This is a genomic window from Burkholderia sp. BCC1977 (genome assembly GCF_905339595.1).
Classification (GTDB): Bacteria; Pseudomonadota; Gammaproteobacteria; order Burkholderiales; family Burkholderiaceae; genus Burkholderia.
In genome coordinates this window covers 393,636-418,410 of the sequence record NZ_CAJPGQ010000001.1, presented here as the reverse complement: position 1 = coordinate 418,410, position 24,775 = coordinate 393,636, and the positions used below count along the sequence as shown (strand labels likewise).

23 protein-coding genes are annotated in these 24,775 nt (G+C 68.6%); 13 read left to right on the top strand and 10 right to left on the bottom strand.

Features of this window, described 5'->3' with window-relative positions; genetic code table 11:
* The first annotated feature begins 110 nt into the window (after positions 1-110).
* The gene (locus U5771_RS01905; RefSeq protein WP_322022376.1) at positions 111-917 is read left to right on the top strand and encodes a glycosyltransferase family 2 protein; all 807 of its coding nucleotides are present in this window, start codon (positions 111-113) and stop codon (positions 915-917) included.
* 150 nt (positions 918-1,067) lie between these two features.
* Complete coding sequence (locus U5771_RS01900) at positions 1,068-1,829, top strand: M48 family metalloprotease (RefSeq protein WP_322022375.1); 762 nt, start codon at positions 1,068-1,070, stop codon at positions 1,827-1,829.
* Between the two features lie 111 nt (positions 1,830-1,940).
* Here the strand turns inward: U5771_RS01900 and U5771_RS01895 are convergent, their stop codons facing one another.
* Genes U5771_RS01895 through U5771_RS01880 form a run of 4 tightly spaced genes read right to left on the bottom strand, consistent with a single transcriptional unit; the run spans position 1,941 to position 6,644 of the window.
* Complete coding sequence (locus U5771_RS01895; RefSeq protein ID WP_322022374.1) at positions 1,941-3,641, bottom strand: lactate permease LctP family transporter; 1,701 nt, start codon at positions 3,639-3,641, stop codon at positions 1,941-1,943.
* A gap of 50 nt (positions 3,642-3,691) precedes the next feature.
* The gene (locus tag U5771_RS01890; protein ID WP_322022373.1) at positions 3,692-5,137 is read right to left on the bottom strand and encodes a LutB/LldF family L-lactate oxidation iron-sulfur protein; all 1,446 of its coding nucleotides are present in this window, start codon (positions 5,135-5,137) and stop codon (positions 3,692-3,694) included.
* Positions 5,134-5,847, bottom strand: a complete 714-nt coding sequence (locus U5771_RS01885) for a LutC/YkgG family protein (protein ID WP_322022372.1) — start codon at positions 5,845-5,847, stop codon at positions 5,134-5,136. Before U5771_RS01885 ends, U5771_RS01890 begins: the two co-directional genes overlap by 4 nt.
* Positions 5,844-6,644 (bottom strand): (Fe-S)-binding protein, encoded by an 801-nt coding sequence (locus tag U5771_RS01880; protein WP_322022371.1) that lies wholly within the window; start codon positions 6,642-6,644, stop codon positions 5,844-5,846. Before U5771_RS01880 ends, U5771_RS01885 begins: the two co-directional genes overlap by 4 nt.
* 134 nt (positions 6,645-6,778) lie before the next feature.
* Between U5771_RS01880 and U5771_RS01875 the strand changes: the two genes are divergently transcribed.
* The 3 genes from U5771_RS01875 (at position 6,779) to U5771_RS01865 (ending at position 10,411) form a co-directional block, all read left to right on the top strand.
* Positions 6,779-7,495 (top strand): FadR/GntR family transcriptional regulator, encoded by a 717-nt coding sequence (locus U5771_RS01875; protein WP_322022370.1) that lies wholly within the window; start codon positions 6,779-6,781, stop codon positions 7,493-7,495.
* 232 nt (positions 7,496-7,727) lie between these two features.
* Positions 7,728-9,353 (top strand): phospholipase D family protein, encoded by a 1,626-nt coding sequence (locus tag U5771_RS01870; protein WP_322022369.1) that lies wholly within the window; start codon positions 7,728-7,730, stop codon positions 9,351-9,353.
* 284 nt (positions 9,354-9,637) lie between these two features.
* Positions 9,638-10,411, top strand: coding sequence for a class II aldolase/adducin family protein (locus tag U5771_RS01865; RefSeq protein WP_322022368.1), 774 nt, complete (start codon positions 9,638-9,640; stop codon positions 10,409-10,411).
* A 19-nt stretch (positions 10,412-10,430) separates the two neighbouring features.
* Here the strand turns inward: U5771_RS01865 and U5771_RS01860 are convergent, their stop codons facing one another.
* On the bottom strand, positions 10,431-11,432 hold the full coding sequence (locus tag U5771_RS01860) for a hypothetical protein (RefSeq protein WP_322022404.1): 1,002 nt from the start codon (positions 11,430-11,432) through the stop codon (positions 10,431-10,433).
* A gap of 504 nt (positions 11,433-11,936) precedes the next feature.
* Here U5771_RS01860 and U5771_RS01855 point away from each other — a divergent pair.
* Together U5771_RS01855 and U5771_RS01850 are read left to right on the top strand one after the other, a co-directional pair.
* Positions 11,937-12,371, top strand: a complete 435-nt coding sequence (locus U5771_RS01855) for a CHRD domain-containing protein (protein WP_322022367.1) — start codon at positions 11,937-11,939, stop codon at positions 12,369-12,371.
* 116 nt (positions 12,372-12,487) lie between these two features.
* Positions 12,488-13,450 carry an alpha/beta hydrolase gene (locus tag U5771_RS01850; RefSeq protein ID WP_322022366.1) on the top strand — a complete coding sequence of 321 codons (963 nt, stop codon included), beginning with the start codon at positions 12,488-12,490 and terminating at the stop codon, positions 13,448-13,450.
* On the opposite strand, the gene U5771_RS01845 is transcribed toward U5771_RS01850, so the two are convergent.
* Positions 13,420-14,262 carry an EcsC family protein gene (locus tag U5771_RS01845; RefSeq protein ID WP_322022365.1) on the bottom strand — a complete coding sequence of 281 codons (843 nt, stop codon included), beginning with the start codon at positions 14,260-14,262 and terminating at the stop codon, positions 13,420-13,422. The genes U5771_RS01850 and U5771_RS01845 overlap by 31 nt on opposite strands.
* A 110-nt stretch (positions 14,263-14,372) precedes the next feature.
* Between U5771_RS01845 and U5771_RS01840 the strand changes: the two genes are divergently transcribed.
* Positions 14,373-15,968, top strand: coding sequence for an MDR family MFS transporter (locus tag U5771_RS01840; RefSeq protein ID WP_322022364.1), 1,596 nt, complete (start codon positions 14,373-14,375; stop codon positions 15,966-15,968).
* A 34-nt stretch (positions 15,969-16,002) separates the two neighbouring features.
* The gene (locus U5771_RS01835; protein WP_322022363.1) at positions 16,003-16,449 is read left to right on the top strand and encodes a MarR family winged helix-turn-helix transcriptional regulator; all 447 of its coding nucleotides are present in this window, start codon (positions 16,003-16,005) and stop codon (positions 16,447-16,449) included.
* 119 nt (positions 16,450-16,568) lie between these two features.
* On the opposite strand, the gene U5771_RS01830 is transcribed toward U5771_RS01835, so the two are convergent.
* Positions 16,569-17,150: a DJ-1/PfpI family protein gene (locus U5771_RS01830; RefSeq protein ID WP_322022362.1), complete on the bottom strand. Its 582-nt coding sequence runs from the start codon at positions 17,148-17,150 to the stop codon at positions 16,569-16,571.
* A gap of 171 nt (positions 17,151-17,321) precedes the next feature.
* Positions 17,322-18,602, bottom strand: a complete 1,281-nt coding sequence (locus U5771_RS01825; RefSeq protein WP_322022361.1) for an amino acid deaminase — start codon at positions 18,600-18,602, stop codon at positions 17,322-17,324.
* Between the two features lie 131 nt (positions 18,603-18,733).
* On the opposite strand from U5771_RS01825, the gene U5771_RS01820 reads away from it, so the two are divergent.
* From U5771_RS01820 to U5771_RS01805, 4 genes are all read left to right on the top strand, one after another.
* Positions 18,734-19,669, top strand: coding sequence for a MurR/RpiR family transcriptional regulator (locus tag U5771_RS01820; protein WP_322022360.1), 936 nt, complete (start codon positions 18,734-18,736; stop codon positions 19,667-19,669).
* 2 nt (positions 19,670-19,671) lie between these two features.
* Positions 19,672-21,153 carry an N-acyl-D-amino-acid deacylase family protein gene (locus tag U5771_RS01815; RefSeq protein ID WP_044848603.1) on the top strand — a complete coding sequence of 494 codons (1,482 nt, stop codon included), beginning with the start codon at positions 19,672-19,674 and terminating at the stop codon, positions 21,151-21,153.
* Positions 21,154-21,276: 123 nt separating this feature from the next.
* Positions 21,277-21,663, top strand: a complete 387-nt coding sequence (locus U5771_RS01810; protein WP_006751946.1) for a RidA family protein — start codon at positions 21,277-21,279, stop codon at positions 21,661-21,663.
* Positions 21,664-21,743: 80 nt separating this feature from the next.
* Positions 21,744-22,163, top strand: coding sequence for a VOC family protein (locus U5771_RS01805; protein ID WP_322022359.1), 420 nt, complete (start codon positions 21,744-21,746; stop codon positions 22,161-22,163).
* A 66-nt stretch (positions 22,164-22,229) separates the two neighbouring features.
* Here U5771_RS01805 and queF read toward each other — a convergent pair whose 3' ends face one another.
* Entirely contained in the window at positions 22,230-23,060 is an 831-nt protein-coding gene (queF, locus tag U5771_RS01800; protein ID WP_322022358.1) for an NADPH-dependent 7-cyano-7-deazaguanine reductase QueF, read from the bottom strand.
* Positions 23,061-23,072: 12 nt separating this feature from the next.
* Positions 23,073-24,596, bottom strand: coding sequence for a threonine ammonia-lyase, biosynthetic (gene ilvA / locus U5771_RS01795; protein WP_322022357.1), 1,524 nt, complete (start codon positions 24,594-24,596; stop codon positions 23,073-23,075).
* Between the last annotated feature and the right edge of the window lie 179 nt (positions 24,597-24,775).

Here is a 24,775-nt window from a genome sequence, read left to right as displayed (position 1 = left end):
CGCTGCGCGAACCGTCGCCGCGCGCGGGCGGCGTCGACGAAGCCTGTCGGCAGTCGCCTGCAGGTCATAAACTTTTGTCAGGATCCTCGTCTTCGCAATCGGCCGTTCCCATGTCCAAGCTGAACGCCTCGTCCACCCATCTCGTGCTGATTCCGAGCTACAACCCGGGCGTCAAGGTCGACACGACCGTGCGCAACGCCCGCGCGCAGTGGAATCCGGTGTGGGTCGTCGTCGACGGCAGCACCGACGGCAGCGCCGAGCGGCTGCAGGCGATGGCCGAGCGCGACCCCGGGCTGCGCGTGATCGTGCTGCCGGAGAACCGCGGCAAGGGCGCCGCGGTGCTGGCCGGGCTCGACGCGGCGGCCGCGAGCGGCTTCACGCACGTGCTGACGATGGATTCCGACGGCCAGCATCCGGCCGACCTGATTCCCGAATTCATGGCCGCGTCCCAGGCGGCGCCGGACGCGATGGTGCTGGGCCTGCCGAAGTTCGACGCGAGCGCGCCGCAACTGCGCGTGCAGGGCCGCCGGCTGTCGAACGGATGGGCCGACCTCGAGACGCTGTGGGCAGGGATCGGCGATTCGCTGTACGGCTTTCGCGTGTACCCGGTCGTGCCCCTCGCGGCGATCATGCATCGCCAGCCGTGGATGCGCGGCTTCGACTTCGATCCGGAAGCCGCCGTGCGGCTGTGCTGGGCCGGCGTGCGGCCGATCCGCATCGAAGCGCCGGTGCGCTACTTCGGCGCGCACGAGGGCGGCGTGTCCCATTTCCACTATGGCCGCGACAACGCGCTGCTCGTGTGGATGCATCTGCGGCTGTTCGCCGGTTTCGTGGTGCGGCTGCCGATGCTGGTCGCGCGGCGGCTCATGCGCCGGTCGCGTTCCGCGTTCAGCCGGTCGTCCGGCCGCGGCGATTGATGGCCCGTTTGCCTTCAATCGGCTGAGCAATCGCGTCGTTCATTCCGTATCGGTCAGTAATCAAGCTGTCATTCGATGTAAACATCTGGTAATTTTCTGCCGGATTATGCAAAATCGCCGCTTCCAAATACAACTACCGAGGGATCCGGGATGCATATCAAGAAAGCGGCGGCAGCGTGTGGCATGGCGTTCCTGTTGAGCGCATGCGGTGGCGTGCAGAGTCTCGACGCGAACAGCCTGACGTCGGCGGGGACCAACCTGTTCAAGGCGGCGACGCTGTCGGACAGCGACATCGCGGCGCTGTCGAACGACTCGTGCAAGGCGAGCGACGCCGAATCGAAGATCGCCGCGCCGAACAGCGCGTACTCGAAGCGCCTGACGAAGGTGATGAAGGGCTTCGGCGACATGACGCTGAACGGCCAGAAGATCAACTACAAGGTCTACGTGACCAAGGACGTCAACGCGTGGGCGATGGGCAACGGCTGCGTGCGCGTGTACAGCGGCCTGATGGACATGATGAACGACGACGAACTCCGCGGCGTGATCGGTCATGAAATGGGCCACGTCGCGCTGGGTCACTCGAAGAAGGCGATGCAGACCGCCTACGCGGTCAGCGCGGCACGCAGCGCGGCCGGCGCGGCATCGCCGGGCGTCGCGGCCCTGACGAGCTCGCAGCTCGGCGACATCACCGAGAAGTTCATCAACGCGCAGTTCTCGCAGACCCAGGAAAGCGCGGCCGACGACTACTCGTTCGATCTGATGAAACAGAAGAACATGAGCCAGAAGGGCCTCGTCACCGCGTTCCAGAAGCTCGCGCAGCTCGATGGCGGCAAGAGCTCGATGATGAGCTCGCACCCGTCGTCGGCGAGCCGTGCGCAGCACATCCAGGATCGCATCACGAAGGGCAGCTGATCGCTGCCTGATGCGCCGGCCCCGTCCGGCGCCCGGGATGAACACAACCCCACGCTCTTTCGGGCGTGGGGTTGTGTTTTTCGGGGCCCGGAAAGCGGCTGCGCCGCTGGCTTACGGCACCATCCCCGGCAGCACGTAGGCCTGTACGAGCGTGATCAGGCCGACGATCACCGCGAACAGCAGGCTGTGGCGCACCGTGAAGCGGAACAGCTCCGACTCCTTGCCGACGAGGCCGGTCGCCGCGCACGCGACCGCGATGGACTGCGGCGAGATCATCTTCGCGGTCACGCCGCCCGTCGTGTTCGCGGCGACGGCGAGCGTCTCGGGTACGCCGAGCTGGTGCGCGGTCGCTTGCTGCAGCGAACAGAACAGCGCGTTCGACGACGTATCCGAGCCGGTCAGGAACACGCCGAGCCAGCCGAGGAACGGCGAGAAGAAAGGAAACGCGGCGCCGGTCGCGGCCAGCATCAGCGCGAGCGTCGACGACATCCCCGAGTAGTTCGCGACGAACGCGAACGCGAGCACGAGGCCGATCGACAGGATCGGACGCGTGAGGTCCTTCAGCGTCTCGCCGAACGTGACGAGCGCGTCGCGCGGCTTCATCCGCAACAGCGCCATCGAGATCAGCGCGGTCACGAGGATCGCGCTGCCCACCGCCGACACGAGGTCGATCTTCAGCACCGCGTCGAGCGCCTTCGGCGTCGCGGCGATCGGCGCGGTTTTCATAACGAGCTGGTCGAGGCCGGCCACGTGGAACTTCAGGACGGTCGACGCAAGCGCGCCGTGCGCGGCGAACAGCGCCTTGAACGGCGCGATGCTCCACACGGTGACGACGGCCGTCAGGATCAGGAACGGCGACCACGCGCGCACGGTCTGCGCGAGCGTGTAAGGCGACGCCTGGCGATGCGTGCCCGAACCGTTGCCGCCCGCGCCGAACCCCGCGAGCGCCGCGCCGCCGCCGGACGCGACGAGGCCGCCTGCCGCCTGCTTCGCGCTGCTCGGCTGCCAGACCTTCAGGAACGCGGCGAGCGACACGAGGCTGACGAGCGACGACGTGATGTCCGGCAGCTCGGGCCCGATATGGTTCGACGTGAAGTACTGCGTGATCGCGAAGCTGCCGCCGGCGACGAGCGCGGCCGGCCAGGTTTGCCGCACGCCGCGCAGCCCGTCCATCATGAACACGAGCCAGAACGGCACCGCGAGCGACAGCAGCGGCAACTGGCGGCCGGCCATCGCGCCGATGTGGAACGCGTCGATGCCGGTCACCTGTCCGGCGACGATGATCGGGATGCCCATCGCGCCGAACGCGACCGGTGCGGTGTTTGCAATCAGACACAGTCCCGCCGCGTGCAGCGGCTTGAAGCCGAGGCCGACGAGCAGTGCGGCCGTGATCGCGACGGGCGCGCCGAAGCCGGCGGCGCCTTCGAGGAACGCGCCGAACGAGAAGCCGATCAGCAGCATCTGCAGCCGCTGGTCGTCGGTGATCGACAGCACTGAAGCGCGGATGATGTCGAACTGGCCGGTCTTCACGACGATCTTGTAGAGGAACACGGCCGCGACGATGATCCACGCGATCGGCCACAGGCCGTATGCGAAGCCGAAGCCGGCCGCCGCGAGCGCCTGCGGCACGGGCATGCCGTACGCGAGGATCGCGACGCCGAGCGACAGCAGCAGCGTGATCGCCGCGGCGACGTGCCCCTTCAGCCGTAGCGCGGCGAGCGCGATGAAAAAGAAGATGATCGGGATCGCGGCGACGAACGCCGACAGCCCGAGGCTGCCGAGCGGCGTGTAGATCTGATGCCAAACCTGCATGGGTGTCTCCTCCATGGATTGCTATCGGTACGGGTTGAAAGCGGGGTGGTCTATTCGGGCTGGCCGCGTGCGCGCAGCAGGTCGGCCAGGCTGCGCGGCGCTGGCTCGAGCGGCGTGCGATGCTGCGTCCAGCCCATTTGCTTTGCCGGCGTCAGCGCGCGCAGCCGCGTCGCGGTCCAGCGGAACGCGCGATACGCGCGCGGATGCGCGAACGCGCCCGACCAGAAGCGCCACACGAGGTCTTCCGCGCGGTTGTAGTTCGCGCCCTGGCCGCGCAGCGGATGTGCGACGGCTTCGTCGGGCTTGCGGTTCGCCTCGGTGCGCAGCCGCACGAGCAGTTGCGGGATCGGAATCCGGACCGGACACACCTCGCCGCACGCGCCGCACAGCGTCGACGCGGTTGGCAAGTCCGCCGTCGCGTCGAGGCCGAGCAGGTGCGGCGAGATGATCTTGCCGATCGGGCCCGGGTAGGTGGTCCCGTATGCGTGGCCGCCGATGCGTGTATAGACGGGGCAGTGGTTCATGCACGCGCCGCAGCGGATGCATTGCAGCGTCGCGCGCAGCTGTTCGTCCGCGTAGGCCTGCGTGCGGCCGTTGTCGAGCAGCACGAGATGCAGCTCGCGCGGGCCGTCGCGTTCGCCGTCGCGGCGCGGGCCCGAGATCAGGTTGAAGTAGGTCGTGATCGCCTGGCCGGTGGCCGAGCGCGTCAGCAGGCTCGACAGCGGCACGATGTGTTCCAGTTTCTCGACGACCTTCTCGATCCCCATGATCGCGATGTGCGTGTCGGGTACGGTGGTCGACAGCCGGCCGTTGCCCTCGTTCTCGACGAGCCACAGCGTGCCCGTGTCGGCCGCCGCGAAGTTCACGCCGGACAGGCCGATGTCGGCTTCCGCGAACGCGCGGCGCAGCGCGCGCCGGCCGGTCTGGATCAGCTCGTCGACATCCTCCGTGTAGCGCGTGCCGGGAATGTGTGCCTCGAACAGCTCGGCGATGTCGCCGCGCGTCTTGTGGATCGCCGGCATCACGATGTGCGACGGCTTCTCGCCCGCGAGCTGCACGATGAACTCGCCCATGTCGGACTCGATGCAGTCGACGCCGTAATCCGCGAGGTAATGGTTCAGCTCGATTTCCTCGCTCGCCATCGACTTGCCCTTGATCACGCGGCGCGCCTTGTTCGCCTGCGCGATGCCGAGCACGATCGCATTCGCGTCGGCGGCCGTGTCGGCCCAGTGCACGTGCACGCCGGCAGCGGTGAGCGTCGCCTCCAGCCGCTCGAGCAGCGCGGGCAGTTGCGCGAGCGCGTGCTGCCGCACGGCTTCGCCGACATCGCGCAACTGCTGCAATTCGGTGTCGTCGGGGAACTGGGTCGCACGCTTGCCCTGCAGGAAGTCCATCGCGCCGCGAAAGCTGCGGCGCAGCGCGGGATCGTCGAGCGCGGCGCGCGCGCGGGCCTTGAAGTCGCCGGGGGCGACGAATTGCAGCGGTTGGTCGCTCATCGCGGCAGGTCCTCGCAAGCGGTTGCGGTCGGTTCGGTGACGATCACGACCCAGAGGTTGCGCGGCCCGTGTGCGCCATACGCGAGGGTCTGCTGGATATCGGAGGTCTTCGACGGGCCCGACACCAGCACGACGTTGGTCGGCATGCCGGCGTGCCAGCGCTCCGCGTGCACGGCCGCGTGAAGGTCCGCATGCAGCGTGTTCGCATGCACGAGCGCGACGTGCAGCGGCGGCACCAGCGACACCGTGCGCGGCGTGCCGGCATCGGGCGCGAGCACGATGGTGCCGGTCGCCGCGATGCCCGAGCGCGCGACGGTGAAGCCCGCGTCGATCGTGTCGAACAGCTCGGCCTTCCAGGCGTCGATCGGCCGGTCGAACGGCACCGGCGCGACCGCGTCGGGCAGCGCCCGCGCGAGGGCCGCGGCTTCGGGGCGGGCCGGGTCGAGCAGCAGGCGGCGCACGCCGGCGTCGGCCAGACGCGCGGCAAGCTGGGCGGGCCATGCGTCGGCGGCGGCGCACCAGACCTCGGCATGCGACGCGGCGAGCGCGGCCTGCATCGCCTGCGCGAGGGCGTCGGGATCGGGGGCGATCGCCGCGCGCCACGCCGCGTAATGCGTGTCGATGCGCGCATCGAGCGCGGGCGCGGCACTGGCGGCGACGCCGGGGGCGGCGGCGCGCAGGCGCGCGAGGATGGCGTCGCGCGCGCTCATTGCGAATCTCCGCGCAGCGAGCCGGCACCGGCCGTGCGGCGCCACAGGAAGCTCGCCAGATGCTCGACGGGGAGCGCCGCGCCGGCCTTGTCGGCCGCGTGGCCGATGTTCAGCAGGCAGCCGCAGTCCGCCGACACGAGCCGGTCGCAGCCCGTCGCGCAGGCCGAGGCGACCTTGTCGCGCACCATCGCGCCGGAGATGTCGGGATGCTTCAGCGAGAACGTGCCGCCGAAGCCGCAGCATTCGGACTCGCGTTCATGTTCGATGCGCGTGACGCCCGGCAGCGCGTCGACGAGCGCGACGCCGTGCATGCGCGTGCCCATCTCGCGGCGGGCCGCGCACGACGTGTGCAGCACCACGCGCTCGTCCGGGCCGGCGTTCGCGGTGACGGCGTCGAGCCGCACGTCGAGCACGTGGACGAGGAATTCGGCGAGTTCGTAGGTGCGCTCCGCGATCGCGCGGGCCTGCGGGCCGTGCACGGGATCGTCGGCGAACAGGGCGGGCCAATGGTGCCGGATCATGCCCGCGCACGAGCCGGACGGCACGATCACGGGCCACGGCTTCGCGAACAGGTCGAGCTGCGCGGCCGCGACGCGGCGCGCTTCGTCGGGATTGCCGCTGCTGTAGGCCGGCTGCCCGCAGCAACTCTGGCCGCGCGGATAGTGGACGGTCAGGCCCTCGCGTTCCAGCAGGCGGACCGCGTCGAGCCCGGCTTCGGGGACGAACAGGTCGACCAGGCAGGTCGCGAACAGATAGACGTGCGCGGGGGCCGCGGCGGGGTAGTGCCTTTCGTTCATGTCTCGCTCCAGGGGCGCCGGCCCGGCATGCGAATGCGGGACGACGATTTCGCTGCATAATTCCCGCGACGGCGCCGCAGCTCAAATTGGTTGGGCCAATCGGCGTGACGGGTATTCCGGATGGAGAGACGGCGATGGCGGCGATGACGGCACGGGGCCGGACCGAAGTGGTGATGCGCAAGATCGAGACGGCGCTGCTCGACGGCACGTGGCCGGCCGGCGCGCGGCTGCCGGCCGAGCGCGTGCTCGCGCAGCAGTACGGTGTCGCGCGCAATACGGTGCGCGAGGCGACCCAGCGGCTCGTCGCGCGCGGGCTGCTGCAGAGCCGGCGCGGCGCGGGCGTGTACGTGACGGACCAGTTGCGCGCGGGCATCGCGTCGCCGTGGGGCCAGCTGGTCGCCGACCACCCGGCGCTGCGCGACGACATACTCGAATTCCGCCGCGTGCTCGAAGGCGCGACCGCGTATTTCGCCGCGCTGCGTGCCGACGCGAACGACCGGCGCCGGATCCGCACGCTGCTGCGCGAGCTCGAAACCGCGCACGCGAACGACGACGCGGCCGTCGAAGCCGCGACCGACGCGAAGCTGCACGAGGCGATCGCGCTTGCATCGCACAACACGATGTTCCTGCACCTGCACACGAGCGTGATCGGGATGTTGCGCGAGCACATCTCGATCAACGTCGCGGGGATGACGACGCATGACGCGCAGGCATCCGAGCTGCTGTTGCTGCAGCACCAGGTGGTCTGCGACGCGATCTGCGCGCACCGGCCCGAGGAGGCGCGCACCGCGATGCAGACCCACATCGACTACGTGCGCAGCCACTTCGAGCGCAGCGGCGACGCGCCGTGAGATTGGTTGGACCACGGCCGCCGCAGGCCCGCCGGGCGGCCGGTCGCGAGCCGCGGGCCGCCGTTCCACGCGGCCTTCGCCGGCGGCGCGCGTAGCGGCTGCGCGGCGCCGCATGCGCCGGCCGTGCGATTGACCGGTTCATCGGGCGCCCACTAGAATCGGCCGGAACCGCCCGTCAGCCGCGCGCCGCGGCGATTGCGGACCCGTTGATCCGCCTGTCGAGGAAGCTCCCGTGCTCACGTCTTTGATCCGGCGCGTGCCGGCCGCGCTGTCGTGGCGCGCCGCCTGCCGACCGGCCCGCGCGCTCGCCGTGTGCGCGCTGCTGTCGCTGGTCGCCGCCTGCGCGACGCATCCCCCCGCCACCACGCTCGATCGCCCCGTTTCGCACGCGTTGCCGACCGATACCGCGACGCCGCTGCGCGACGCGCTGGCCGCGCCGGAAGCCGCGCATCCGGGCCAGTCGGGCTTCCGGCTGCTGCCCGACGGCGCGACCGCGCTGCAGATGCGCATCGCGCTCGCGCGCGCGGCGACGAAGACGCTCGACATGCAGTACTACATCGCGACCGAGGACACGACCGGCAAGCTGCTGCTCGGCGCGGCGCTGTATGCGGCCGATCGCGGCGTGCGCGTGCGGATGCTGGTCGACGACCTGAACTTCCGCGACATCGACCGCGTGATGGCCGCGCTGGATACGCACCCGAACGTCGAGATCCGCGTGTTCAACCCGTTCGGCGCGTCGCAATACGGGATGGTCGAGCGCACGGCCAACTTCTTCACGCGAATCGACAGCTTCACACGGCGGATGCACAACAAGGCGATGATCGCGGACAACCAGATCGCGATCGTCGGCGGCCGCAATCTCGGCGACGAATACTTCAGCGCGAGCCCGACGCTGCAGTTCCGCGATCTCGACGTGCTCGCGGCCGGCCCCGTGACGAACGACATCTCGACGAGCTTCGACGACTACTGGGCCAGTGCGAGCAGCTATCCGCTGCGGATGCTGAATCATCAGTCGTTCGAACCGAAGGATCTCGACGCGATGCGCGACGAGCTGCGCGACCACTGGCGCAAGAACGCCGATCCGTACAACGCGAAGCCGCTGAACGCGACGCCGCTCGCGCAGCAGATCGCGCGCGACGAACTCGGGCTCGCATGGGCGCCGGCCGAGTTCAAGGTCGACGCGCCGGACAAGGTCGCGCGGCCGACCGACGCCTATGTGAGTCCGCCGATGCAGCGCCTCGTCGAACTGACGCGCGACGCGCGGCAGGAGTTCCTCGCTTTTTCGCCGTACTTCGTGCCGCACGATGCGGGCGTGAAGATCCTCGGCGAGACGACCGCCCGCGGCGTGCGCGTCGCGATCCTGACCAATTCGCTCGCCGCGACCGACGCGGTCGCCGTGCAGGCCGGCTACGCGCCGTACCGCGTGCCGATGCTGCAGCACGGCGTCGAGCTGTACGAATTCAAGGCCCAGCCGGGCCGGCAGCGCACGCGCCTGTTCGGCTCGCGTTCACGCGCGAGCCTGCATGCGAAGGCGTACGTGATCGACCGCAAGATCCTCGTGATCGGGTCGATGAACCTCGACCCACGTTCCGCGCACCTGAATACCGAACTCGCGCTCGTGATCCACAGCCCGGCGATCGCGCAGCAGGCCGCGACGATCTTCGCGCGCGCGACGCAGCCCGACGAAAGCTATCGCGTGAGCCTCGCCATGCCGGCGGGCGGCGGCACGCCCGAACTCGAGTGGACCGGCACGGACGACGGCGTGCCGACCACCCATCACGTCGATCCGCATGCCGGGTTGATGCGCAACCTGATGACGGGCCTCTTCATGCTGCTGCCGGTCGACGACCAGTTGTAAGGGCCGGAACGGCTCGGGCCAAACCCGCGATACCGGTGCGCGGGGAAAGGTGATATGGTTGTGCGCGCAACGATGTGCGTATCGTGAAGGGTGCCGCCGGACGGCCCGCGCAAGGCGGGCCGCCGCGGTGCCGAGCGACGCGCCGCACGCGCCATCTGCGCCATCTGCGCCAGACGCGCCAGACGCGCCATCTGCGCCAGACGCGCCGCGTGCGACGCCAGGAGACGAGGGACGATGCGCGCAGCCGCCCGCGCGGCCGCGCACGTCCGCAACCGGAGTGCCCCATGCAACGTGTACCGAACCAGCCGTTCACGCGTCCCGCCCGTTTCTCCGAAGCCGAATGGCAGGCGCGCGTGCAGCTCGCGGCCGCCTACCGGATCTTCGACCATCTCGGCTGGACCGAATTGATCTACAACCATATCTCGCTGCGCGTGCCGGGCGAGGACGGCCATTTCCTGATCAACCCGTTCGGGCTCCATTACCGCGAGGTCTGCGCGTCGAACCTCGTGAAGATCGACATCGACGGCAACGTGATCGGCCATTCCGACTGGCCGATCAATCCGGCGGGCTTCACCTTCCACAGCGCGATCCATGCGGCGCTGCCCGATGCGCACTGCGTGATGCACGTGCATACGACGCCCACGATGGCCGTGTGCTGCTCGCGCGACGGGCTGTCGTTCTCGAACTTCTATTCGGCGCAGCTGTACGGGAAGATCGCGTATCACGACTTCGAGGGCATCACCGTGCATCTCGAGGAAGGGCGGCGCATCGTCGCGAGCGCCGGCGGGCGGCCCGTGCTGCTGCTGCGCAACCACGGGCCCGTGACGATCGGTTCGACGCTCGCGCAGACCTTCTCGCTGATGTGGCTGCTCAATCGCGCGTGCGAGGTGCAGGTCGCGACCCACGCGATCGGCGATGCACTGCCGATCGCGCCGCCGGTGCTCGAGGGCTGCGTGCGCGATTCGCTGAATTTCGATCCGAAGCACGGCGCGGGGCAGGACGCGTTCGATGCGTTGCAGCGCATCGTCGATCGCATCGATCCCGGCTATCGCGCGTGATGCGTGCCGCGCGCGCCGGCTAGAACCGGTAGCCGAGGCCGGCCTGGATCACGTCGGTGTCGCGGTCGTAGCGCGTGACCACGCGGTTCCACGTGACGCGCGTGAGCCAGCGATCGGAGATCCGGTAGCTGGCCGAGATCGACACGATGCCGGAGAGCCGGCCGTCGCCGGGGCCCGGCTGGCCTGCGCGATTGCGCTGGTCGACCGCGAAGTACGCGCCGGCGCCGGCCGCCAGCGTGACCTTGTCGTTCAGGAACGCGCGCGTGAGCCACAGCTCGGAGGCGATGCCATTGCGGCGGACCCCCTGTTTCGCGCCTTCGTATAGCCAGGTCGCGGTCCAGTCGACCGAACGCGTGAGGCCGCGCCGGTATTCGAGGCTGCCGCCGAGCGTCGACGGCGACGAGCGGCTGTTGAGGATCGTTTCGCCGAGCATCGCGGTCACTTCGTTGTGCGTGACCTTGCGCGCGCGCGGCAGCGCGGTATCGCGCGGGCCCGGTGTGTCGGGGGCATCGAGCTGGTAGCCGACGCCGAACATCACCGACGTCGTGCCGGGGCCGCTGAACACCTGCGCGCGGTTGAGCTGAAGCTGCGCGATCCAGCGGTGCGACGTGTAATACGCGACGCGCACGCTCATCAGCACGCCCCAGCCGTGCGTATTCGAATAGCCGCGGCCTTCGGCGGCCGGCACCGTATCGAAGTAGCGATACGGGCCCGCGCCGGCCGACAGCACGAAGCGGCGGTTCTCGAGCGGCACGCGACCCCAGAACTGCACGGCCTGGCCATCGCGATGGTGATTCGGAATATGCCCCTCGTTGTACCAGCTGAAGCCGAGCGCGGTGTGCGTGCTCAAGCCTTCCTGATAGTCGAACGCCCAGGCATACGAGCGGTCGCCGCCGCCCCGCAGCGCGCCGGCGAACAGCGAGAATTCCTGCGCGTCGGCAGGTGCGCCGTAGAGCGCGGCGACGGAGCAGAGGCTCGCCAGCAGCGGGCGGACACGGACGGGTCGGGGCGGGCAGGGCATCGGGAGACGGGCCGGCACGGTTCACTTTCCAGTCACGACAAAACGCGACCATTGTCCCGTGCGTGCCACGCTGTGTCGACGCGGGTTTGCACAACAACCTGTTACGCATCGTGACGATGCGCGAGATGCGTCGTCACGTCGCACGGCGACCGGCAGCGCGCGAGCCGATGTGACGACGCGCGACGAAAATTGCTTCGGCATGCTTGGTAATTGGTGTTGGTGGACGTGCACGACGATGCGCGCATGCGATGCGGCGCAGGCAAAAAAAACGCGGCCGGATGGCCGCGTGAATACTCGCAGACTCCTTCGGACGAAGGAAACAAGCAACTGTGAGACGCAGTGTAGCGAAAGGCCGCGCGCGGATTCAGGGCTCCCGCTGCAAAGGTCCCTTCCAGGTTCCGTCAGGCTGGCGCGCGACGCGCGGGGTGCCGGATCGGCGGCGATCGACTACCATCATGGAGCGTCCCCGGCCGGGTGGCGCACCACGTCGTACAAGGAGGATTCATGCCGAAGCTGCGTTTGCTCCAGGTGGCGTTGCTCGCGGGCGTGCTGGCCGCCGGCAGCGCCGCTGCCGAAACGGTGCGCCTGTCCGCCAACCTGCAGCCGTCGAGCGAAGTGCCGCCCACCGCGACCAAGGGCGCCGGCGCCGTCGATGCGACCTACGACACGGCCAGCCACCTGCTGCAGTGGACGGTGACTTACGAACACCTCACGGGTCCGGCGACCGCCGCGCACTTCCACGGGCCCGCGCCGGTCGGCCAGAACGCCGGCGTGCAGGTGCCGATCCCGAAGGACGAGCTCTCGAGCCCGATCAAGGGGTCGAAGGAACTCACCGACGCGCAGGTGACCGCCCTGATGGGCGGCAAGTGGTACTTCAACGTGCACACGAAGGAGCATCCGTCCGGCGAGATCCGCGGCCAGGTGATGCCGGCAAACTGAGGCCGGCGAACGGATGCCGGCGAACCGGCGCCGGCGTTTGATATAGAGGCTCCCGTCGAGCGGCGCGGCAACGATCGCACGTACCATCGTCACACTGCGATGACGGAGTGTGTTCGATGAGTTGGCAAAGCAAGATCGCGTGCTGGCTGCTGCGCTGGCAGTTTCGTCCCGAGACCACGCGTCCGGTGCTCGATCCCGCCCGCGCGCGGCGCTTTACCGATCTGAGAATGTACGTGCCGCGTCGCGCGCCGTCGGGCTACCGGCTGCGCGAATGCTACGGTCCCGGCGACGCGCCGCTGCGCGGCGAATGGCTCGAACGCACCGACGCGGTCTCCACGCGCCGTCCCGGCCGCACGCTGCTGTACTTCCACGGCGGCGGCTACTACTTCTGCTCGACCAAAACCCATCGGCCGCTCGTGTTCGGCCTCACGAAGCGCGCGGGCGTGCGCTCGTTCTCGCTCGACTACCGGCTCGCACCCGAAAACCGCTTCCCGGCCGCGCTCGACGACGCGCTGGCCGCGTACCGGCAATTGCTCGCGCTCGGCACGCCGCCCGAGTCGATCGTGTTCGGCGGCGATTCGGCGGGCGGCGGCCTTGCGCTCGCGACGCTCGTCGCGCTGCGCGATCGCGGCGAACCGTTGCCGGCCGGCGCGATCCTGTTCTCGCCGTGGACCGACCTGGCCGGCACCGGCGGCACGATGCGCAGCAACGACGGCGCCGACCCGATGCTCGCGGCCGCGGCGCTGCCGAAGGCGGCGAAGCTGTATCTGGGAGACGAGCCGGCGACGCATCCGTACGCGTCGCCGCTCTATGCGGATTTCACCGGGCTGCCGCCGCTCTTTATCCAGGTCGGGAGCACCGAGGTGCTGCTGGACGACTCACGCCGCGTGGCCGACAGCGCGAAGGCCGCCGGCGTGCCGGTGGAGATCGAGGTGTGGCCCGACATGCCGCACGTGTGGCAGCTGTACACGCCGATGGTGCCGGAGTCGCGCGACGCGCTCGACCGTGCGGCCGCATTCCTGCGCCGCGTCGCGGTCGAGCGGGCGGTTCAGCGCGCGGGCGAGCCGTCGATCGCCTGATACGCGGCCTTCACGGCCACCGAGCCGTACTTGCGCTCGAGCCGGCGCACGGTGAAGTGGCCGTGCGCCATCTGCTGGAAGTGGTCGATGAACAGCGTGTTGACGGTCGCGCCGAGCACCGCGCCGATCGCCGGGATCGACTTCGCGGCCATCTGCTCGGTGACCTGCACCGAGAAGCGTGATGCCACCGTCTGCACGAGCTTGAACACCGCCGCCGAGCTGTGCGCGGCGATCCCTTTCGTCGTGATGTCCGACGATGCCTTCGAAATCGCCTGCGCGAGCGCGCCGCGCAGCACGAAATAGCCGAGATCGGCGTCTTCTTCCCGCTTGTCCGGGTTGCCGCCCATGCCGAGCACGGCCAGGCATTGCAGTTGCGTATCCACCGAGCCCAGGTCCTCGCCCTCGCTGCGCGCGATGTCGCACACCGAGCGGAAGATCAGCGTGGTCGTCACCGGCAGCTCGACCGGCAGCGCGAGGAAGCCGAACGCGCCGCCGGCCGCGCCGGTCGTCGCGACCGCGAGCTTGTGCAGCAGGTTGCTCGGCTTGTCCGGCTCGGCATCGGGCGTCTGCGGCTTGCCGAGCGTGCGCAGCGCGATGTTCAGGCACTTGCGCAGCGCGAGTTGCGTCGCGTCGTTGATCTTGCCGGTCGCGAAGTCCGGCAGCCGCGCGATCATCTTCTCGACCGGCGCGCCCAGCACGCCCGTCAGCTTCATCGTCAGCGACGGGCTTTCCAGCACCAGCTTCGCGCGCCGCAGGGCGTCCTGGTCTTCCGCCGACAGCGTCGCGGCAGGCGTGATTGAAATCGGTTCCATCTTTCTCCTTGGCGGTGGGGAACAGGCCCCGAACCATCGCCAGCCTAGATTACTCCGGCATGCTAGAATTTTGAGATTGTTTGACTCGTCAAAAGTTGCATCAACAAAAAATGGCCGTCCATACTGCCGCCCACCATTCGAGCGGGCAAGTCCTGCCGTTCCGCGAATCGCTGCTGGCGATGCTCGGGATCTCGTTCGTCACCATGCTCGTCGCGCTCGACCAGACGGTCGTCGGCACCGCGTTGCCGACCATCGTCGCCGAGCTCAAGGGCTTCGACCTGTATGCGTGGGTCGCGACCTCGTACCTGCTCAGTTCCGTGATTACCGTGCCGATCTTCGGCCGCCTCGGCGATTATTACGGCCGCAAGCCGTTCGTGATCGCGTCGATCGTCGTGTTCACCGCCGCGTCGGTGCTGTGCGGGATGGCCAACGACATGCTGTACCTGGTGCTCGCGCGCGGCCTGCAGGGGATCGGCGGCGGGATGCTGGTCGGCACCGCGTTCGCGAGCGTTCCCGACCTGTTCCCCGATTCCGTCGTGCGGCTGCGCTGGCAGGTGCTGATGAGTTCCGCGTTCGGCATCGCGAACGCGGTCGGGCCGTCGCTGGGCGGGATCCTGACCCAGTCGTTCGGCTGGCGCTCGGTGTTCTACGTGAACCTGCCGGTCGGCCTGCTGTCGCTGTTCTTCGTGTGGCGCTACCTGCCGCACCTGCGGCACGTCGAGCACGACCGCAAGATGCGGCTCGACTGGCCGGGCGCGCTGCTGATCGCGCTGTCGCTCGGCGCGCTGCAGCTGTTCGTCGAATGGCTGCCGAAGTACGGCGTCATGAGCTGGGCGTCGCTGCTGCTGGTCGTCGCGCTCGGCGCCGGTGTCGGTTTGTGGCATTGGGAGAAGCGCTGCGCGCAGCCGATTCTGCCGTTCGACATGTTCGGCAACCGCGCGCTGTCGGCGCTGTTCGTGCTCGCGATCCTCGCCGGCTTCTCGATGTTCTCGCTGCTGTTCTATGCGCCGCTGCTGTTCCAGGGCGGCTTCGGGATGTCGCCGAAGGAGGCGGGGCTCGTGATTACGCCGCTCGTCGTGTTCATCACGATCGGCAGCATCATGAACGGCCGCGTCGTCACGCGCATCCGCAACCCGAATGCGATGCTGCACGTCGGCTTCGTGCTGTTCGCGATCGCGTGCACGGGCATCGTCGTGGCGACGCACACGACGCCGACCTGGGTGCTGATGGCGCTGATGGTCGCGGGCGGCATCGGCCTCGGCTTCGTGCTGCCGAACCTCACCGTGTTCGCGCAGCAGACGGCCGGCCGCGAGCACCTCGGCATCGCGACCGCGCTGCTGCAGTCGCTGCGGATGGTCGGCGGGATGATCGGCACCGCGCTGACGGGCACGCTGGTCAACCAGATGTATTCGGGCGGCGTGCGCGATGCGTTGTCGGGCGACCACGCACTGCAGTGGCACGCGCAGCTCGCCGATCCGCAGATCCTGATCGACCGCGCCGCGCAAGGCGGTCTCGTCGCGGAGCTGACCCGCGCCGGGCATAATGGCGCGCTGCTGCTGGAAGCGGCCCGCGAAGCGCTGGTCGGCGCGATTCACCTGGGGGTCGCGATGGCGGCGGTCGTCGCCGTGGTGTCGGTGTGGCAGTGCCGCCGCGTGCCGCCGATCGCGCTGCGGCACAAGATCGAGCCGCATGTCGCGGCCGATTGAACGATTCACCGATTGAACGAGTAGAAATCAGCGCATGGAAGAACAGGACCGCGTCGCGATCTTGCAGCAATTCGGACGCACGTATCGCGCGTTCATGACCGCGTTCGAAACGCACGTCGGGCAGCCGATGCCGCGCTGGCGCATCATGGTCGCGCTGCACACGATGGGCGGGCATTCGTCGCAGAAGAAGCTCGTCGAGGTGCTGCGCATCGATCCGGGCGCGCTCACGCGCCAGTTGAAGTCGCTCGACGCGCTCGGCTGGATCGAGCGCGCGTCCGACGCGCGCGACAATCGCGTGACCAACGTCACGCTGACCGCCGACGGCCGCGCCGCGTTCGACGCGTGCCTGCCGCGCCGCAAGGCGTTCCTCGAGCAGACGATGGCGCAACTGCCGGACGACGTGCTGACTGCGCTGTCCGGCGCGCTGGCGATGCTGGAGTCGCGGATCGCGGATGTCGGCTCGACGCCGCCATCGCACTGAAGGCAGGGCGGAAGCGGCACGACGGGGCGCACCCCGTCGGCCGATCGTGATCGGCTCGGCACACGGGTCGCGGGAACCCGCCGCCGGCCGGTGTTTCACTTCATCTCATTCAACTTCGTTCACAGCTCGATGCGCGTGCCCAGCAGCGTGAGGAACTGCGCGAGCCAGGCCGGATGCGCGGGCCAGGCGGGCGCGGTGACGAACGGCGCGTCGGTCACGGCCGCATCGACCGGGATGTCCGCGTACTCGCCGCCCGCGAGCTTCACTTCGGGTGCGCAGGCCGGGTAGGCCGAAATGCGCTTGCCGCGGATCACGTCGGCGGCCGCAAGCAGCTGCGCCGCATGGCAGATCGCGGCGATCGGCTTGCCGGCTTCGGCGAACGCGCGCACCAGCGCGATCACCTTCGCATCGAGACGCAGGTATTCGGGCGCGCGGCCGCCCGCGATCGCGAGTGCGTCGTAGCCCGACGCGTCGACGTCGTCGAACGTCGCGTTCAGCGTGAAGTTGTGGCCGGGTTTTTCGGTATAGGTCTGGTCGCCTTCGAAATCGTGGATCGCGGTCTTGACCTTGTCGCCCGCGCGCTTGCCCGGGCAGACTGCATCGACGTGATGGCCGACGGCCTGCAGCGCCTGGAACGGCACCATCGTTTCGTAGTCTTCGGCGAAATCGCCGGTCAGGAACAGGATCTTCTTCGCGGCCATGGCTTTCTCCATTGAACAGCGTTGAGGGTCCGTTCGCGCCGTGTGCGGCAGACGGTGCAACGGCGGCGAAGCGGCCCCGAGGACGAAAGCGCAGTGTACTCCGGCCGCTTGAAGCGCGCGTGACGGCCGCCCTGCACGGCGGCGGGGCGGCGGGGCGGTGCGCGCGGTGCGTCAGAAGAAGGTTTCGACGACTTCCGTCACGCGGAATTGCGGATCGAGGACGAGCAGCTGGCGCCACTTGTCGAACGTCAGGCACGGGTGCGAGATGTCGAACGCGACCATGTCGCCGACCTTCACGTCCGCGCCCGGCGGGATCTGCAGGTACGCATGCTGGTCCATCATCCCGGTGACGGCCCAGCCTTCGCTCGCGGCGACGTCGCGCGGCGCGCTGTCGCGGCCCGGGCGGAAGTGGCGCGCCGGCTCGGGCAGGCCCGCGTCGAACGCCGCGTCGCGCTTGCCGAGCGCGATGATCGCGCGATTCTGCTCCGGCACCGACTGCACGTACGCCCACAGCTGCAGCGCCGGCAGCAGTCCTTCGCCCATCTTGCGGGCGAGCGGGTTGCGCGCGAACACGTCGGTCTGCGCCTTCTTGTAGATGCCGACGTCGTGCGTCAGGTAGCAGCCCGGGCGCAGCACGATTTCCGCGAAACCGGCGTCGGACGCCTTCGCGAATTCCTCCGCGACCACGTCGTACCATGCCGAGCCGGCGCCCGACAGGATCGCCGGCGTGCGCGCGAAACGGCCGGCTTCGGCCAGCTCGCGCGTGAGCGCGACGGCATCCTGCAGGAACGTGCGAATCTCGCCTTCCTCCTTCAGCACGCCTTCGTAGAGTTCGATGCCGGCCAGCTTCAGCGTGTCCGGATAGCGCGCGATCGCGTCGAGCACGGCGGTGCGCTGCGCGGCATCGCGCACGCCCGCGCGGCCGCCCGGCACGCCGAGTTCGATCAGCACGTTCAGCGTTTTCTTCGCGTCGCCGAAGAAGCGGCCGAGCTGGTCGACGCTGTCGGCCGAATCGACAAGGCAGAAGAATTCGAACTCGGGATCGGACAGCAGCTCCGCGATGATCGTCATGTTCTGGCGGCCGACCAGCTGGTTCGCGAGCAGCACGCGCCGCACGCCGCCGTGATACGCGGCCTGCGTCTGGTGCGCGGTCGCGAGCGTGATGCCCCATGCGCCGGCGTCGAGCTGGCGGCGGAACAGTTGCGGCGCCATCGTCGTCTTGCCGTGCGGCGCGAACTTCGCGCCGTACTGCTGGACGAACGCCTGCATCCAGTTCAGATTGTGTTCGATGCGATCCGCGTACAGCACGGCAGCCGGCAGGCTGACGTCTTCAGCGAGCAGGTTCCATTCGAGGCGGCCCGCGTCGTCGAGCGGCACGCTCGCGCTCGGCAGGTTGCCGAGACCCTTGCCCAACGGATTGATTGTCGGTTCCTGATAGTTTGTAACTTTCATCTCACTCCGCTCCATCATCACTATGCATTGCACTGAAGTTGACATGCAGATGGTACAGAAAGTAGCATCGGCGCGGTGATGTTATTTAGTAACATAAGGCGCCACACCCAGCGCCACACCCTTTTCAGCAGATGAATACGCCCGCCACCCCGTCCGCTCCGTTCGCCGCCGAGCCAACGGCTCCGGTTGCCCAGCCGGTCCTCGACATCGTCGCGCGGATCGCGGAATGCGCACCCGAGCTGCGCGAAGCCGAACGCAAGGTCGCCGCATTCATCCTCGCCGATCTCGCGCGCGCCGCGCATGCGAGCATCGGCGCGCTCGCGCGCGACGCGGAGGTGAGCGTCGCGACGGTCACGCGTTTCGCGAAGGCCGTCGGCTGTCGCGACGTGCGCGAACTGAAGGTGCTCGTCGCGCAGGCGGCCGCCGTCGGCCAGCGCTTTCTCGTGCCGTCCGACGAGCATGCCGAGGAAGACGCGAGCCCGGCATCGGTCGTCTACGACGAGATCCGCGTGGCGCTCGCGCACAACCACCAGCTGCTGCGCAACACGTCGTTCGACGCGGCGGCCGACCTGCTCGCCGGCGCGAAGATGATCTACGTGTACGGGCAGGGCGGCGGCTCGACCGCGCTCGCCGACGAGCTTCGCTTCCGGCTCGTGCGCTTCGGCCGGCCGGTCGCGAGCTACCAGGACAGCCTGCTGCAGCGGATGGTGTCGGCGACGCTGTCGCGCGACGCCGTGGTCGTCGCGCTGTCGGTGAGCGGGCGCGTGCCCGAGCTGCTCGAAAGCTGTCGCCTCGCGAAGCGCTATGGCGCGAAGCTGATCGCGATCACCGCGCCGGCTTCGCCGCTCGCGAAGCTTGCCGACCAACTGATCCCGGTCGTCGCGTTCGAAACCGATTTCATTTACAAGCCTTCGACATCGCGCTACGCGATGATGATGGCGATCGACGTGCTCGTCACCGGAGTCGCGCTGCGGCTCGGCGATGCGGGCCGAGAATCGCTGCGCCGCATCAAGCATGCGCTCGATGCGCACCGCGGCGGCGGAGACCGTCAACCGGTAGGAGACTGACCATGCATTCGCATCCCGAAGCCGCCGATACGCTGATCGTCGGCGCGCAGTTGTACGACGGCACCGGCGCACCGCCCGTCACGCGCGACGTCGCGATCCGCAACGGCGTGATCGCGGCGATCGGCAACCTGTCGAACTGGCTCGCCGAGACCGTCGTCGATGCGAACGGCCGCGCGCTCGCGCCGGGTTTCGTCGACGTGCACACGCACGACGACACGCACGTGATCCGCGCGCCGGAGATGCTGCCGAAGATCTCGCAGGGCGTGACGACCGTGATCGTCGGCAACTGCGGGATCAGCGCGTCGCCGGTGACGCTCGCGGGCGATCCGCCCGACCCGATGAACCTGCTCGGCGATCGCGACGCATTCCGCTACCCGACCTTCGCCGCCTATGTCGCGGCCGTCAACGATGCGCGTCCGGCCGTGAACGTCGCGGCGCTCGTCGGGCACACGGCGCTGCGCAACAACCAGATGGACCGCCTCGACCGCGCGGCGACCGACGGCGAGATCGCCGGGATGCGCACGCAGCTCGAGGAGGCGCTCGCGAACGGCGCGCTCGGGCTGTCGTCGGGGCTCGCGTACGGCTCCGCGTTCGCGGCGCCGGCCGAGGAAGTGATGGCGCTCGCCGAGCCGCTCGCGAATGCGGGCGCGCTGTACACGACGCACATGCGCACCGAGTTCGACGCGATCCTCGACGCGATGGACGAGGCCTACCGCGTCGGCCGTCATGCGCAGGTGCCGGTGGTGATCTCGCACCTGAAGTGCGCGGGCCCGTCGAACTGGGGGCGCAGCACCGAGGTGCTCGCGTCGCTCGAAGGCGCGCGCCGCTACCAGCCGGTCGGCTGCGACTGCTATCCGTACAGCCGCAGCTCGTCGACGCTCGACCTGAAGCAGGTGACGGGCGACATCGACATCACGATCACGTGGTCGGAGCCGCACCCGGAAGTCGCCGGCAAGCTGCTGAAGGCGATCGCGGCCGACTGGGGCGTGACCGAGCAGGAGGCCGCGCAGCGGATCCGCCCGGCCGGCGCCGTGTACCACAACATGTCCGAGGACGACGTGCGGCGGATCCTGTCGCACCCGGCGACGATGGTCGGCTCGGACGGCCTGCCGAACGATCCGCTGCCGCACCCGCGGCTGTGGGGCGCGTTCCCGCGCGTGCTCGGCCATTACGTCCGCGACACGAACCTGCTGCCGCTCGAGGAGGCGATCCGCAAGATGACGTCGCTGTCCGCGCGCCGCTACGGGATCGCGCGGCGCGGCGAGGTGCATGTCGGCTACCACGCGGATCTCGTGCTGTTCGATCCGGCGCGCGTGATCGATGCCGCGACGTTCGAGAAGCCGCAGCAGCCCGCGCACGGGATCGACGCGGTGTGGGTGAACGGCGTGCTGACCTATGAGAACGGCCAGCCGACCGGCGAGCGCGCCGGCGGTTTCGTCGCACGCGGCGAGCGCGTGCCGGCGAGTGCCGACGCCGCGTTCTGAACGCGGTCTCGATCCGATTTGCCGCGTGCGCCATGTCGGCGCGCGCATCCGCAACCGTGCGTTGCATGGGACCGGCGCCGGCGCTTGCATGCCGATGACGGTCGACCAACAAGGAGTGAAACGATGAAGCGATATGGCGTAGGCGAAGCGAAGGGTACCGGCGGCCAGGTGATGCCGTTTGCACGCGCGGTCGAGGCCGACGGCTGGCTGTACGTGTCGGGCCAGACGCCGATGGTGAACGGCGAGGTCGTCGAAGGCGGGATCGTCACGCAATCGAAGCAGACGATCGAGAACGTGATCGCGATCCTGAAGGAAGCCGGCTACGGTCTCGAGCACGTCGTGCGCTGCGGCGTATGGCTCGACGACGCACGCGATTTCGCGTCGTTCAACAAGGTGTTCGTGTCGTACTTCGGCGAGCATCCGCCGGCACGCGCGTGCGTGCAGTCGAGCATGGTCATCGACTGCAAGGTCGAGGTCGATTGTATTGCTTACAAGGCGCCGGCGAAGTAACGCGGCCGCAGTGAGCTGAACGCAACGGGCCTGGTGCATTGGCGTGCACCGGGCCCGCTTACCGTATGGAGAGGGGATATATGGAATGGGCCGCCCTGGTTCCGGAACTGATCTGCACGGACATCGCCATGAGCGTTCGCTTCTATACCGGCGTGCTGGGATTCCAGGTCCGGTTCGAGCGGCCGGAGGACGGGTTCGTCTACCTCGAGCTCGGGCCGGCCCAGTTGATGCTCGAGCAGCAGGGGCCGCAGAGCTGGTTGACGGGCGCGATGGAGGCTCCGTTCGGACGAGGGATCAATCTGCAGATCGAAGTCGAATCGCTTGCGCCCATCGCCGACCGGATTCGCCGCGCTGGCGTGGCGCTGTTCCGCGAACCTCGAACCTCGCGGTATCGTCAGGACGACGTGGAACACGGCCAGATCGAGATGCTGATCCAGGACCCCGACGGCTATCTGCTGCGTCTGGTGGAGATCCTTCCGGAGAGGCCGTGGCGCGGATAGCCTGCGGGGCGTCGTCCCGGCCCCCGTGCCACCGTCATGCGGTAACGGGGCGGCCGGATGGTTTTCTCACTGCCGCGCCGTCCGCGCGTTGTCCGGCATAGGCTGGTTGTAGTTCGTCCTGAACGGATTGATATCGAGCCCGCCGCGGCGCGTATAGCGCGCATACACCGCGAGCTTCACCGGTTTGCACGCATGCAGGATGTCGAGGAAGATGCGCTCGACGCACTGCTCGTGAAAGCCCGTGTGATTGCGGAACGAGATGATGTAGCGCAGCAGCCCCGCGTGATCGATCTGCGGCCCGACATAGTGAATCTGCACGCTGCCCCAGTCGGGCTGGCCGGTGACCGGGCAGTTCGAGCGAAGCAGGTCGGACACGAGCGTCTCCTCGACCGGCGCTTCGTCCTCGGCGTCGGCGGCCGACAGCAGCGACGGATCGGGGGCGTACACGTCGGTGTCGAGGTCGAGCCGGTCGAGCGACAGCCCGTCGAGCTCTTCCATCTGAAGCTTGCCGAAATCGTGCGGCGACACGAGCTGTACCGACACGCTCGCGCCGCACGAGGCCGACACGTCGCGCTTCAGCACGTCGCGCACCGCATCGATCGAGTCGAATTTCGATTGCGCGAACGAGCCGAGATACAGCTTGAACGACTTCGATTCGACGATGTTCGGCGATTCGGCCGGCACGTAGAACGTCGCGACCGCGAGCTGCGGCTTGCCGCGCGCGTTGAGCCACGACAGCTCGTACGCGTTCCAGATGTCGGTGCCGAAGAACGGCAGCGCCGACGTGATGCCGAGCTGCTCGCGCGCCCCGGCGCGCGGGATCGGGAACAGCAGCGACGCGTCGTACTCGGCTGCGTAGACGGTGGCCTTGCCGAGCGGGGAATGTTCGGGATTCATTGCACGCAGCCTTTACGACAGGAACAGGCGGTAAGACGGATTGGCGCTCTCTTCGACATACGGATAGCCGAGCGCCGCGAGGAAGCGGTCGAACTCCGCTTGATCGGCCTGCGGCACCTGGATGCCGACGAGGATCGAGCTGTAGTCCGCGCCCTGGTTGCGGTAGTGGAACAGGCTGATGTTCCAGTCCGGCGCCATCGACGACAGGAACTTCATCAGCGCGCCCGGCCGTTCCGGGAATTCGAAGCGGAACAGGCGTTCGTCGAGCGCGAGCGGCGAGCGGCCGCCCACCATGTAGCGGATATGTTCCTTCGACAGCTCGTCGTGCGTCAGGTCGACGGTATTGAAACCGTGCGACTCGAAGTTCGCGGCGATCTCCGCCGATTCGCCGCGCCGCTTGATCTGCACGCCGACGAAGATGTGCGCGGACTGCGCATCGGCGATCCGGTAGTTGAACTCGGTCACGTTGCGATCGCCGACGAGCGAGCAGAAGCGCTTGAAGCTGCCGCGCTCCTCGGGGATCGTGACGGCGAACACGGCTTCGCGCGCCTCGCCCACTTCCGCGCGTTCGGCGACGAAGCGCATCCGGTCGAAGTTCATGTTCGCGCCGGACGTGACCGCGACGAGCGTCTGGTTCTCGATGCCTTCGCGTTCCGCATAGCGTTTCGCGCCCGCGACCGCGAGCGCGCCGGACGGCTCGAGCACGCTGCGCGTATCCTGGAACACGTCCTTGATCGCCGCGCACAGCGCGTCGGTATCGACCGTCAGCACGCCATCGAGGAAGTCGCGGCACAGCCGGAAGGTTTCCTCGCCGACGAGCTTCACCGCGGTGCCGTCCGCGAACAGGCCGACCTCGCTCAGCTCGACACGCTCGCCCTTCTGCAGCGACTGCGCCATCGCGCACGAATCCTCGGCCTGCACGCCGAACACCTTGATCTCCGGCCGCACCGCCTTGACGTAGGCCGCCACGCCGGCCGCGAGCCCGCCGCCGCCGATCGGCACGAAGATCGCGTGAATCGGGCCCTGATGCTGACGCAGGATTTCCATCGCGATCGTGCCCTGACCGGCGATCACGTACGGATCGTCGAACGGGTGAACGAACGTGAGGTCGCGCTCCGCCTGCACCTTCACCGCGTGTGCGTACGCGTCGCTGTACGACTCGCCCGCCTGAATCACCTCGACGCTCGGGCCGCCGTGCGCGCGGACCGCATCGACCTTCACCTGCGGCGTCGTGACCGGCACGACGATCACGGCCTTCACGCCCATCCGGGCCGCCGAGAACGCGACACCCTGCGCATGATTGCCGGCCGATGCCGTAATCACGCCGCGCGCGAGCGCGTCGGCCGGAATGTGCGCCATCTTGTTGTACGCGCCGCGCAGCTTGAACGAGAACACCGGCTGGTTGTCCTCGCGCTTCAGGTAAACGGGGTTGCGCAGCCGGGCCGACAGGTTGCGGGCGGGTTCGAGTTCCGTCTCGAGTGCGACGTCGTAGACGCGCGCGGTGAGGATTTTCTTCAGGTAATCGTGGGATGCCATGGGCGCTCGCGTGCGGTGCGGAAGCAGACGGTAAAAGATCAATGATAGCGCCAAGGGTCCGTCCGCACGCAAGCGGCGTGCCGGGCGGGCGCCTCGGAACCGCGCCGGCGGGCGTGTTTGCCGCATGGGGCGTCCTTTTTTACCGGTTTAACCGCATGGTTACCGACCGGACGGACGGC